Genomic DNA, 11597 nt, shown 5'->3' with positions numbered 1-11597 from the left:
TAAGCGAAAAACAAACGCAAGCGATAACTAACATTAACGAAGCTAAAGAAAACGCTAACAATGAAATAAGCAACGAAAAAACGCAAGCGATAACTAACATTAACGAAGCGAAAACAACCGCTAACAATGAAATAAACACGAACAAAACCGCAAGCCTTGAAGCGCTAAAGCAAGAAAAGCAACAAGCCACAAGCGAGATAACCGAAGCGAAAAAAACCGCATTTAACGAACTTTTAGAAACACTAAAGCCGAAGTTTAGCGGCTTATTTGCGGGCGTTTATTATATTAGGAATGTGATCTATATTCAAGGCGGATGGGAGCAAAAAATCAAGGATTTAAGCGATTATGCGCTAGAGAAAAGCAAAAAATACGAAATAGAGGTTTTTTTTAGTTTTGTTACTTCTCAAAAAACAGAAAACAGCGCGTTTTTTGGGTTGAAAACGACCGAAGGCTTTTTGAAAGAAAGCATCCAAAAGATCATATACAAATACACATCTCAAATTTATTATACAAAGCTTTTAGTGGAGAATGTGAGCGGTGTTTTAAGTTTGTATCATGGGTATTTTTACGGCAATATCAATTATTTCAATGAAGCGATAATAACGAGCATATCAACAATGAGGGCTTTAAAAGGGTTATAACATTAACTCCCATTGAGTGTATGGGTGTGAGAAAAATAAGCCCAAAATCCGTTTAAATCTTGGATCTATTCTAATTAAACATGAATGACTAAAGCTTTTTGGCTAACGCCAAGCTCTTTGCTATTAATTGTAAAAAATGTTTTTAGTATTTTTTAGATTTTATTATCCATATTTGATGAGATCCAAACCTTTTTTATTTTATAAAAAGGGCTGTGTGAGATCACAATGAAATGTAATCCACTTCTTTGGGTTTTTGGTGGCTAGTAATGAGTTGCTTACAGGTCGCAACGCCTTCTGAAGTGCCAACCATTAATAGCTTGGATTCGCTTGCAATAACCGTTTCCCCGTCAGGCATGGGGATGTATTTGCCATCTTTTTGAGTGATACCAATCACAAAGGCTTTGGCGATCTCTCTAAAATGGGCTTCTTTTAATTTCCTTAACACAAGCCAGCTGGTTTTGGGGACAATCACTTCTTCTAAGTCTAAAAGCGTGTCTTTTTTATTGATAAAACGCTCTAAGATATTTTCCATATCCGGACGCACTGCCATCGCGCTCACTCTCTGCGCCATGAGTTTTGTAGGGGAAACCACCATGTCAGCCCCTAATTTTTTTAATTTTTCTAAACCTTCATCGCTATGCGCGCTCGCAATGATGTAGTAAGGTTTGCGCTTTAATTCCTTTTCAAACAAGCGCACGCTCACCATTAACGCCACATTCACCGGTAAAATCTTAGACAACGCCACAACGCCCCTAGCGCTGCTTAAGTGGGTTTTTAGCATGGCTAAATTGGTGTGTGGATCGCCTATGATATAGTAGGGGTATTTGTGCTTAATAGCTTCTTCTTCAAAACTAGGGTCATTATCCACAACCACAAAAGGGATTTGAGCGGAGCGGAACTGCTTGCTCAATTCAATGGTGTATTCGTTGTGGTAACAAATCACATAATGATCCTTAAGGCGCGCGATTTTATAAATCATACCTTTCTCCTTAATCAATCTGGTAAGCGTGCCTTTATTGACCACGCTAACTAAAATAGCCACGCTAAAGGCAATAATTCCTGCCCCAAAAAACATTAAAATGGAAGTTAAAAAAATACTTATAGGCCCAAACTGGCTTTCATTTAAAGCGCCAAACCCTGTAGCTGTCATGGTGTAAGTCGTTTGGAAGAAGGCTTGCATAAGGCTATAATTTTCTAGGGCGAAGTATCCCAGAGTGCCTAAAAGCACAAGCAATTGGATTAAAATAAGCGGGAGTCTAAAGACCTTAAATTGCTCATAGATTTCAGAATTTAAATTGACTTCTGGTTGATTTTCATCGTCTTTTTTGATTTTAAAAAATTTCAACTTTTCAAACAAAACCAATTCCTAGATCAAAATAAATTCTTTTGAAAGCGTTCACCTCTAAATTTAATCAAAACGCTAACCTAATTTAGGCTGTGTTTTAATCTCAAAAAGAAGTTTAGTTTTAAGGGGAGTTTCAAAAAGGTTATCAAAAACATCAAAACCACCCCTGCAATCAAAATGGATAGAAATTCTAAAAACTAAGCCCCTTTACGCATGGTTCTTAAAGTGGAAGCAGCCACCTTAATGCGTTTAGTCGTGCCGTCGTCTAATTGGATCTTAATCGATCGCAAGTTAGGGAGTAAGCGGCGCTTGTTTTTGTTGTTCGCATGACTGACATGATTGCCTATCATAGGCCCTTTGAAAGTTAAAGCGCATCTTTTTGCCATTGTGTATCCTTAAATATTGAAATGAATTTGACACTATACCTAAATTAGCCTTTAAAAAGACTGATTTTAAGGCTAATTTTTAAATGGTTCGTTTAAGAACTACTTTTTTTGAGGCATAGAACTTTTAAAGCCCTTCATTCTATCAATAGCGTCTCTGTATTTGGCGATATTTTCTTCTGTAAGTTCTGTTACAGCCTTTTTCATGACAACCGCATACATTCTGTTTAAAATCTTGTGTATCGCATCTTCTCTATTCTTATCCAAATTTTCATGGATAACGCTTTTTGAAGAATTAAACCCTCCTGAAGCGTTATTAGTAGAGGTGTATGTGTATGTTATTGCTTGAAAAGTTCCTACTTCCACAGCAAAATCATGGACGACACGATTGCTTTCTGGCTCATAAAAATTAAACCATACAGAGCCTGAGCTTTGATCCACTAGCGTGTCTAAATTGGGATTATTGGGGTCTTTTAAATTCATTTTCAAATCTTCTAAGATTCCTACCCACCCTTTCACATCTAAAACGGAAAAAATCTTTCTTTTATCTTGCGCATTTAAAGCTTTTTCATCTTGAAAACGCAACACCTGATAGCCTCTTTTTTCAAAAATAGTTTGGATTTGATTGGCTAAAGCGTCTTGAAACTTATCAATATAGGGCTTTAAATTATCGCTCACTTGAATGTGTGGCATTAAAATACCTACAACATGATGGTTTTGTGGGGCTTGAACAATATGCACCGGGTAATTAAAATCTAGCGGCGTAACATGTTCAGAGCTTGTTTTCATTCTTTCATGAGTTTGAACTGGTTGTTGGTTTTTGGCGTCATTTGGTTTTTTTGTCTCAGTGCTTGGATTCATCGCGCAACCGATCAACACGCTTGAAAGCCCTAAAGCCACCAACATTTTAGAATAAACCCTAACTTTTTTAAAAATAAACGAACACTCCATAAAAGACTCCTAAAAATAAAAATTGAAATTATAATTATACTATTTTTAAGTAAATCAATTTGCGCTACAATTTTACTTTTTCTAATTTCAAGCATGGCGATTTTAGGGGATTTTATGCTCTATTCTTTACTATATGGCTATTTTAATATCAATCTTTTCCAATATTTGACTTTTAGAGCAGGGTTAGGGTTTTTCATAGCCTTTTTTCTCACGCTTTTTTTAATGCCTAAATTCATTCTATGGGCCAAGGCTAAAAAGGCTAACCAGCCCATTTCTAGCTTCGTGCCAAGCCACCAGAATAAAAAGGATACCCCTACGATGGGGGGGATTGTGTTTGTTTTTGCAACCATTGTTGCGAGCGTGTTGTGCGCGTCTTTGGGCAATCTTTATGTGTTGTTAGGGATAATCGTGTTAGTGGGCTTTAGTTTTGTGGGTTTTAGAGACGATTACACTAAAATCAACCAACAAAATAACGCCGGGATGAGCGCGAAAATGAAATTTGGCATGCTGTTTATCCTTTCGCTTGTGGTGTCTGTTTTATTGAGCCTTAAGGGGTTAGACACTTTTTTATACGCGCCGTTTTTGAAAAACCCCTTGTTTGAAATGCCCACGATGTTAGCGGTTGGTTTTTGGGTGTTGGTTTTTTTATCCACGAGCAATGCGGTGAATTTAACCGACGGCTTAGACGGATTAGCGAGCGTGCCTAGCATTTTCACCCTCTTAAGCCTTTCTATCTTTGTGTATGTGGCAGGGAATGCGGAATTTTCTAAATACTTGCTCTATCCTAAAGTCATAGATGTGGGGGAATTGTTTGTGATTTCGCTAGCGTTAGTGGGATCGCTCTTTGGCTTTTTGTGGTATAACTGCAACCCAGCAAGCGTGTTTATGGGCGATAGCGGGAGTTTGGCAATAGGAGGGTTTATCGCTTATAACGCTATTGTTTCGCACAATGAAATCTTACTCGTTTTAATGGGGTCTATTTTTGTGGTAGAAACTCTGTCGGTGATCTTGCAAGTAGGGAGCTATAAAATCCGTAAAAAACGCCTTTTTTTAATGGCGCCCATCCATCATCATTTTGAACAAAAGGGTTGGGCAGAAAATAAGGTGATCGTGCGTTTTTGGATCATTTCTATGCTGAGTAATTTAGTCGCTCTTTTGAGCTTGAAGGTGCGTTAAAATGAAAATCTCTTTATTGGGGCATGGCAAAACCACTCTAGCCCTAGCGCGTTTTTTTAAAAAAAACCATAATGAAGTCAAATTTTTTGATGATAAATTCCCTTCATTTCATAAAGATAGCGAGGGTTTTCTTTGTTATCCCAGTAAGGATTTTAACCCTAATGATTCCCAACTAGAGATAGTCAGCCCTGGTATTAGCTTCACGCACCCTTTAGTCATAAAAGCCAAGCATTTAATGAGCGAATACGATTATATTGATAGCTTGTTTGATTATTCTTTCACGCCTACGATGATAAGCATTAGCGGCACTAATGGTAAAACCACCACGACAGAAATGCTCACCACGCTTTTAGAAGATTTTAAGGCTGTGAGTGGGGGGAATATCGGCACGCCCCTGATTGAATTGTTTGAAAAACAATCGCCCTTGTGGGTGCTAGAAACAAGCTCCTTTTCTTTGTATTACACGAATAAGGCTTACCCTTTAATCTACTTGCTCATCAATGTAGAAGCCGATCATTTGACTTGGCATTGCAATTTTGAAAATTATTTGAACGCTAAACTCAAGGTTTTATCGTTGATGCCTAAAACTTCGCTCGCTATCCTCCCTTTAAAATTCAAAGAACACCCTATTATTCAAAACTCGCAAGCGCAAAAAATCTTTTTTGATCACAGCGAAGAAGTTTTAGAGTATTTAAAAATCCCTTCTAACGCTCTTTTTTTTAAGGGAGCGTTTTTACTAGACGCTGCCTTAGCCCTTCTAGTTTATGAGCAATTTTTAAAAATAAAGAATTTAAAATGGCAAGACTATAGAGAAAACGCCCTTAAAAGACTGAACGCTTTTAAAATCGGCTCGCATAAAATGGAAGAATTTAGGGATAAAGAAGGGCGTTTGTGGGTAGATGACAGCAAAGCCACGAATATTGATGCCACCTTACAAGCCCTAAAAACCTTTAAAAACCAAAAAATCCATTTGATTGTAGGGGGCGATATTAAAGGGGTTAATTTAACCCCCCTTTTTGAAGAATTTAAAAACTATGAAGTAAGCCTTTATGCCATAGGATCAAGCGCTTCTATCATCCAAGCCTTAGCGTTAGAATTTAATGTTTCTTGTCAGGTTTGTTTAAAGTTAGAAAAAGCGGTTCAAAAAATTAAAAGCGTTTTATTACAAAATGAAATCGCTTTGCTTTCACCCAGCGCGGCCAGTTTGGATCAATTTTCTTCGTATAAAGAAAGGGGTGAAAAATTCAAGGCGTTTGTTTTAAGAGATTAAAAGATAGATTAAAGCGCATGCGCCACGACCTCTAATTGTGAGATTTTTTGAAAAATCTCGTTCCGTTCCGCTTCGTTTGAAACTTCCATAGAAACATTAAAGCTATAAAATTTAGCGTTTTTAGAAGTGTTTTTAAATTCCAATTTAAAGGGGCGTTGGTAGGTTTCTAAAAGCTCTTTTAACGCGCTTGTATCTTTAGTGGTCATAATCACTCTATAATCCCAAAGGCAAGGGTAAATAATGGTGGGTTTTTCTGAATCAGACGGCACTAAGAAGCTCCTTAAACAATTTAGGAATGGCAATAGGGCTGTATGTAGAGCGGTTGACAAAGCCAAACTTGATTTCTGAAGCAAAGACTTTGAAAGGCTTCATAGGCTCTAAAGAAGCGTTTTGGATACAATAAATTTCTTGAAAAAGCACCACAAAAACCTTTCTTAATTCTTTAATTTGCGTTCTTATCTCTAAGACTTGTCCCAAACTCGCAGGGGTGAAAAAATCCGCTTTGATAGAGCGGATAACAAACACGCCTTCTTCATTTTCGGGCAAGACATTTTGTTTAAAAAAAAACTCGCTCCTAGCCCTTTCGCAATATTTCAAATAATTCGCATGATAGACCACGCCTTCAGAGTCGGTATCTTCGTAATATACCCTACAGCGCATTAATTCCCCTTACTTAAATAATGAAACTTTCTTAAAATTATACAATATGTAACTTAACTATAGTATAATCTAGGGGCGTTGCTTTATATTTTTAGGTATTTTTGAAGTGGGTTTTTTCTTAAATCTTAAGATCTTTAAAGATTTTAAAAAAACTAATACAGCAATAGTTAAACGATTAAGGACATAGCTCTTTAATTTTAATCATTGACAAGGAGTCTGGTAATTAAGATATGGGTAATCATTTTTCTAAATTAGGATTTGTTTTAGCGGCTTTAGGGAGCGCGATAGGTTTAGGGCATATTTGGCGCTTTCCTTACATGACTGGGGTGAGCGGTGGGGGTGCTTTTGTTCTATTGTTTTTATTTTTATCCTTAAGCGTTGGTGCGGCGATGTTTATCGCTGAAATGCTATTAGGGCAAAGCACTCAAAAAAATGTAATAGAAGCTTTTAAAGAGCTTGACCTTAACCCCAAAAAACGCTGGAAATACGCAGGGATTTTGCTTATTTCTGGGCCATTAATACTGACTTTTTATGGCACTATTTTAGGTTGGGTGCTTTATTATTTGGTGAGTGTTAGTTTTAATTTGCCTAACAATATCCAAGAATCTGAACAAATTTTTACTCAAACTTTGCAGTCTATAGGGCTACAATCCATAGGGCTTTTTAGCGTTTTATTCATAACCGGATGGATTGTTTCTAGAGGGATTAAAGAAGGCATTGAAAAACTCAATTTGGTTTTAATGCCCTTACTCTTTGCCACTTTTTTTGGTTTGCTTTTCTATGCGATGAGCATGGATTCTTTTTCTAAAGCTTTCCATTTCATGTTTGATTTCAAACCAAAAGATTTGACTTCTCAAGTGTTCACTTATTCCTTGGGGCAGGTTTTCTTTTCTTTAAGCATCGGTTTAGGGATCAATATCACTTATGCTGCGGTTACGGATAAAACGCAGAATTTGCTTAAAAGCACGATTTGGGTGGTTTTATCAGGGATTTTAATTTCTCTTGTGGCAGGGCTTATGATTTTCACTTTTGTGTTTGAATATGGGGCGAATGTCTCACAAGGCACAGGGTTAATTTTCACTTCTTTACCGGTGGTTTTTGGCCAAATGGGAGCGATAGGCATTCTTGTTTCAGTTCTTTTCTTGCTCGCGCTCGCTTTTGCTGGCATCACTTCTACGGTGGCTTTATTAGAGCCAAGCGTGATGTATCTTACCGAAAAGTATCAATACTCTCGTTTTAAGGTTACTTGGGGTCTTGTAGCGCTAATTTTTATCGTAGGCGTGGTGTTGATTTTCTCGCTCCATAAGGATTATAAAGACTATCTCACTTTCTTTGAAAAAAGTCTTTTTGATTGGTTGGATTTTGCCTCAAGCACCATTATCATGCCTTTAGGCGGGATGGCAACCTTTATTTTTATGGGTTGGGTTTTGAAAAAAGAAAAATTGCGTCTTTTAAGCACGCACTTTTTAGGCCCTAAATTGTTTGCAACTTGGTATTTCTTGCTTAAATACATCACCCCTTTAATTGTGTTTTCCATTTGGTTGAGCAAGATTTATTAAAATATTTGGCATGGGAAAATTTTCTAAATTAGGCTTTATTTTAGCCACTTTGGGTAGCTCTATCGGTTTAGGGCATATTTGGCGCTTTCCTTATATGGTAGGTCATAATGGGGGGAGCGCGTTTGTGCTTTTATACCTAGTGCTAACCTTGAGTTTAGGCATTGCTATGCTTTTAGTGGAAATGCTGATTGGGAATTTGGGTAAAAAAGACGTTGTTTCTAATTATCAAATCTTAGATCCTAAAAGGAAAAAATATTACCCTTTCACTTCTTTTTTTATTTTAGGCGGCCCTCTCATTCTATCCTTTTATGCGGTGGTGTTAGGCTGGGTGCTTTACTATCTTTTTGTAGTAACTTTTGATTTGCCTAAAGATTTAGAGCAAGCTAAAATGCAATTTAGCATGCTCCAAAATGGCAGTTTAATCTGGCCTGTTATTGGCTTTAGCGCATGCTTATTGCCGACAATATGGTTTGTTTCTAGGGGGATTGAAGAGGGGATTGAAAAATTAAATGTCGTGCTGATGCCCTTATTGTTTGTGATTTTCATAGGGCTTTTAATCTATGCGATGACTTTAGAAAGCATGCCTAAAGCTTTGCACTTTTTATTTAATTTTGAGATTCAAAAGATTGATTTTAAGGTTGTTATGGATGCTTTAGGGCAGATGTTCTTTTCTTTGAGTTTGGGGGTCGGCACGATTATTACTTATTCAGCTTTTACGCCCAAAAGAGAAAACCTATTCAAAAGCTCTTTATTTATTGTCTTGCCCGGTATTTTAATCTCTTTGATTGCTGGGGTGATGATTTTTACCTTTGTGTTTGAATACCATGCAGATGTGTCTCAAGGGCCAGGGCTTGTTTTTATTTCCTTGCCTTTGACTTTCGCTAAAATGGGAATCAGTGGGCAGATCGTTTCGCTTTTCTTCTTTATGGCGCTTGTTTTTGCCGGGATCACTTCTATGGTTTCTTTGGTAGAGCCTTTAGCGCTTTATCTTATCAATCGTTTTAATTTCTCACGCCTTCAAGCGTCGCTATGGATAGGGGTTGTTGTGTATGTTTTAGGCGTTTTAGTCATTCTTTCTATGAATGAACGATACGCTAAGTTTTTGAGCTTCGCTCATAAGAGCGTGTTCGGGTGGTTGGATTTCATCACTTCTTCGTTTTTAATGCCTTTGGGAGGCTTGTTTTCAGTCTTATTTGTGGGGTGGGTTTTAAATAAAAAGCGCTCTTTTTTAGCCACGAAGCATTTCTTTAACGCAAACGCTTTTAAAGCGTGGCATTTTAGCGTTCGTTTTATCGCGCCTGTAGTGATTTTAGCGATTTTTATCTTGCAATTTAAATGAAAATAAGAAGTCTTGATGAAAAGCATTTGGCTCTTTATGATTTTTGTAGTTTGTCAGTTAGAAGGCAAAAAATTTTCACAAGATAATTTTAAGGTGGATTATAACTACTATTTGCGCAAACAGGATTTGCACATTATTAAAACGCAAAACGATTTGTCTAATGCTTGGTATCTCCCTCCACAAAAAGCCCCCAAAGAACATTCTTGGGTGGATTTTGCTAAAAAATATTTAAACATGATGGATTATCTAGGCACTTACTTTTTGCCTTTTTATCATAGTTTCACCCCCATTTTTCAATGGTACCACCCTAATATCAACCCCTACCAACGCAATGAGTTTAAATTCCAAATCAGTTTTAGAGTGCCTGTATTTAGGCATATTCTTTGGACTAAAGGCACGCTTTATTTGGCTTATACCCAAACTAACTGGTTTCAAATTTATAATAACCCCCAATCCGCTCCCATGCGAATGATCAATTTCATGCCTGAACTCATTTATGTTTATCCTATCAATTTTAAACCTTTTGGGGGTAAAATAGGGAATTTTTCTGAGATTTGGATAGGTTGGCAGCACATTTCTAATGGCGTGGGAGGCGCGCAATGCTATCAGCCTTTTAATAAAGAAGGCAATCCTGAAAACCAGTTTCCAGGAGGGCCTGTAATCGTTAAAGATTATAACGGGCAAAAAGATGTGCGTTGGGGGGGGTGTCGCTCGGTGAGCGCGGGGCAACGCCCTGTGTTTCGTTTGGTGTGGGAAAAGGGAGGCTTGAAAATCATGGTCGCTTATTGGCCCTATGTCCCTTATGATCAATCCAACCCTAATTTGATTGATTACATGGGGTATGGTAACGCTAAAATAGATTACAGGAGAGGGCGCCACCATTTTGAATTGCAACTTTATGATATTTTCACGCAATACTGGCGTTATGATCGCTGGCATGGAGCTTTCCGCTTAGGCTATACCTATCGCATTAACCCTTTTGTGGGGATTTATGCGCAGTGGTTTAACGGCTATGGCGATGGCTTGTATGAATACGATGTTTTTTCCAATCGTATAGGGGTAGGAATACGCTTGAACCCTTAAAAAAGCGTTCTTTTATGCTATAATAAGACTAAAAATTCAAGGGGATTATTCAGCTATGAAAATCAGTGTTAGTAAAAACGATTTAGAAAATGCTTTGCGCTACTTGCAAGCTTTTTTGGATAAAAAGGACGCTTCTTCTATCGCTTCACACATCCATTTAGAAGTCATTAAAGAAAAGCTTTTTTTAAAAGCCAGCGATTCAGATATTGGGCTAAAAAGCTATATTTTTACGCAATCTAGCGATAAAGAGGGCGTAGGCACGATCAACGGGAAAAAGTTTTTGGATATTATCTCATGTTTAAAAGACTCTAATATTGTTTTAGAGACTAAAGATGATAGCTTGGTGATCAAACAAAATAAAAGCTCTTTCAAACTCCCCATGTTTGACGCTGATGAGTTCCCTGAATTCCCTGTTATTGATCCCAAAGTGAGTATAGAAGTCAATACCCCCTTTTTGGTAGATGCGTTTAAAAAGATCGCTCCTGTGATTGAGCAAACCAGCCATAAAAGGGAATTAGCCGGTATTTTAATGCAATTCAATCAAAAACATCAAACCCTTTCGGTGGTAGGCACGGATACCAAAAGGCTTTCTTACACGCAGTTAGAAAAAGTCTCTATCCACTCCACTGAAGAAGATATTTCTTGCATTTTACCTAAAAGGGCTTTATTGGAAATCCTTAAGCTTTTTTATGAAAATTTCAGTTTTAAAAGCGATGGCATGCTAGCGGTGGTTGAAAACGAAACGCACGCTTTTTTCACCAAGCTCATTGATGGGAATTACCCTGATTATCAAAAAATCCTCCCTAAAGAATACACTTCTTCTTTCACTTTAGGCAAGGAAGAATTTAAAGAGAGCATTAAGTTGTGCAGTTCTTTAAGCTCCACCATTAAACTCACTTTAGAAAAAAATAACGCTTTGTTTGAATCTTTGGATTCTGAGCATAGCGAAACGGCTAAAACCTCTGTTGAGATTGAAAAAGGTTTGGATATTGAAAAAGCCTTTCATTTGGGCGTGAACGCTAAATTTTTCCTTGAAGCCTTGAACGCTTTGGGGACAACGCAATTCGTTTTAAAATGCAATGAGCCTTCATCGCCTTTTTTGATCCAAGAACCCCTTGATGAAAAGCAAAGCCACTTGAACGCTAAAATTTCCACTTTGATGATGCCAATCACATTATAAAGGCTGATTT

General features: G+C 37.4%; 12 protein-coding genes. 7 read left to right on the top strand and 5 right to left on the bottom strand.

What is annotated here, in order from left to right; translation table 11 throughout:
- Nucleotides 1–641: DUF1542 domain-containing protein (locus EAL04_RS04120; protein ID WP_162982482.1), on the top strand; the 641-nt coding region annotated here is incomplete at its 5' end.
- Nucleotides 642–861: 220 nt separating this feature from the next.
- Here EAL04_RS04120 and EAL04_RS04115 read toward each other — a convergent pair.
- The 3 genes from EAL04_RS04115 to EAL04_RS04100 all read right to left on the bottom strand — a co-directional run bounded on the left by EAL04_RS04115 (nt 862) and on the right by EAL04_RS04100 (nt 3320).
- On the bottom strand, nt 862–1998 hold the full coding sequence (locus EAL04_RS04115; protein WP_120973459.1) for a potassium channel family protein: 1137 nt from the start codon (nt 1996–1998) through the stop codon (nt 862–864).
- Nucleotides 1999–2183: 185 nt separating this feature from the next.
- The gene (rpmB, locus tag EAL04_RS04105) at nt 2184–2372 is read right to left on the bottom strand and encodes a 50S ribosomal protein L28 (RefSeq protein ID WP_001118998.1); all 189 of its coding nucleotides are present in this window, start codon (nt 2370–2372) and stop codon (nt 2184–2186) included.
- Nucleotides 2373–2471: 99 nt separating this feature from the next.
- Nucleotides 2472–3320: an HpaA family protein gene (locus EAL04_RS04100; RefSeq protein ID WP_120973457.1), complete on the bottom strand. Its 849-nt coding sequence runs from the start codon at nt 3318–3320 to the stop codon at nt 2472–2474.
- A 114-nt stretch (nt 3321–3434) separates the two neighbouring features.
- On the opposite strand from EAL04_RS04100, the gene mraY reads away from it, so the two are divergent.
- Both mraY and murD read left to right on the top strand, forming a co-directional pair.
- Nucleotides 3435–4496, top strand: a complete 1062-nt coding sequence (gene mraY, locus EAL04_RS04095; protein WP_120973455.1) for a phospho-N-acetylmuramoyl-pentapeptide-transferase — start codon at nt 3435–3437, stop codon at nt 4494–4496.
- Nucleotide 4497: 1 nt separating this feature from the next.
- Nucleotides 4498–5766 carry a UDP-N-acetylmuramoyl-L-alanine--D-glutamate ligase gene (murD, locus tag EAL04_RS04090; RefSeq protein WP_120973453.1) on the top strand — a complete coding sequence of 423 codons (1269 nt, stop codon included), beginning with the start codon at nt 4498–4500 and terminating at the stop codon, nt 5764–5766.
- Between the two features lie 8 nt (nt 5767–5774).
- Here murD and EAL04_RS04085 read toward each other — a convergent pair whose 3' ends face one another.
- Nucleotides 5775–6035 (bottom strand): HP0495 family protein, encoded by a 261-nt coding sequence (locus EAL04_RS04085; protein WP_120973450.1) that lies wholly within the window; start codon nt 6033–6035, stop codon nt 5775–5777.
- Nucleotides 6025–6426, bottom strand: a complete 402-nt coding sequence (gene ybgC, locus EAL04_RS04080; RefSeq protein ID WP_001203800.1) for an acyl-CoA thioesterase YbgC — start codon at nt 6424–6426, stop codon at nt 6025–6027. Before ybgC ends, EAL04_RS04085 begins: the two co-directional genes overlap by 11 nt.
- Before the next feature lie 230 nt (nt 6427–6656).
- On the opposite strand from ybgC, the gene EAL04_RS04075 reads away from it, so the two are divergent.
- From EAL04_RS04075 to dnaN, 4 genes are read left to right on the top strand one after another with little or no spacing between them, the layout of a single operon-like run.
- Nucleotides 6657–7985, top strand: a complete 1329-nt coding sequence (locus EAL04_RS04075; protein WP_108243334.1) for a sodium-dependent transporter — start codon at nt 6657–6659, stop codon at nt 7983–7985.
- A gap of 10 nt (nt 7986–7995) precedes the next feature.
- Nucleotides 7996–9324 (top strand): sodium-dependent transporter, encoded by a 1329-nt coding sequence (locus EAL04_RS04070; RefSeq protein ID WP_120973448.1) that lies wholly within the window; start codon nt 7996–7998, stop codon nt 9322–9324.
- A gap of 15 nt (nt 9325–9339) precedes the next feature.
- A complete protein-coding gene (locus EAL04_RS04065; protein WP_120973446.1) occupies nt 9340–10407 on the top strand; it encodes a phospholipase A in 1068 nt (355 codons plus the stop codon).
- A 55-nt stretch (nt 10408–10462) separates the two neighbouring features.
- Complete coding sequence (gene dnaN / locus EAL04_RS04060) at nt 10463–11587, top strand: DNA polymerase III subunit beta (protein WP_120973444.1); 1125 nt, start codon at nt 10463–10465, stop codon at nt 11585–11587.
- Nucleotides 11588–11597 lie beyond the last annotated feature (10 nt).

Origin of the sequence: Helicobacter pylori, from assembly GCF_003638305.1 — a bacterium.
Taxonomy (GTDB): Bacteria; Campylobacterota; Campylobacteria; order Campylobacterales; family Helicobacteraceae; genus Helicobacter; species Helicobacter pylori_DJ.
Note: the sequence above shows the minus strand (reverse complement) of the source record. Positions and strands in the feature narration are given on the sequence as shown.

What these genes read in the sequence shown, in the direction of transcription:
- EAL04_RS04065 (WP_120973446.1), top strand. Translation starts at nt 9,340, where the DNA reads ATGAAAAGCATTTGGCTCTTTATGATTTTTGTAGTTTGTCAGTTAGAA.
- rpmB (WP_001118998.1), bottom strand. Translation starts at nt 2,372, where the DNA reads ATGGCAAAAAGATGCGCTTTAACTTTCAAAGGGCCTATGATAGGCAAT.
- dnaN (WP_120973444.1), top strand. Translation starts at nt 10,463, where the DNA reads ATGAAAATCAGTGTTAGTAAAAACGATTTAGAAAATGCTTTGCGCTAC.
- EAL04_RS04100 (WP_120973457.1), bottom strand. Translation starts at nt 3,320, where the DNA reads ATGGAGTGTTCGTTTATTTTTAAAAAAGTTAGGGTTTATTCTAAAATG.
- mraY (WP_120973455.1), top strand. Translation starts at nt 3,435, where the DNA reads ATGCTCTATTCTTTACTATATGGCTATTTTAATATCAATCTTTTCCAA.
- EAL04_RS04070 (WP_120973448.1), top strand. Translation starts at nt 7,996, where the DNA reads ATGGGAAAATTTTCTAAATTAGGCTTTATTTTAGCCACTTTGGGTAGC.
- murD (WP_120973453.1), top strand. Translation starts at nt 4,498, where the DNA reads ATGAAAATCTCTTTATTGGGGCATGGCAAAACCACTCTAGCCCTAGCG.
- ybgC (WP_001203800.1), bottom strand. Translation starts at nt 6,426, where the DNA reads ATGCGCTGTAGGGTATATTACGAAGATACCGACTCTGAAGGCGTGGTC.
- EAL04_RS04075 (WP_108243334.1), top strand. Translation starts at nt 6,657, where the DNA reads ATGGGTAATCATTTTTCTAAATTAGGATTTGTTTTAGCGGCTTTAGGG.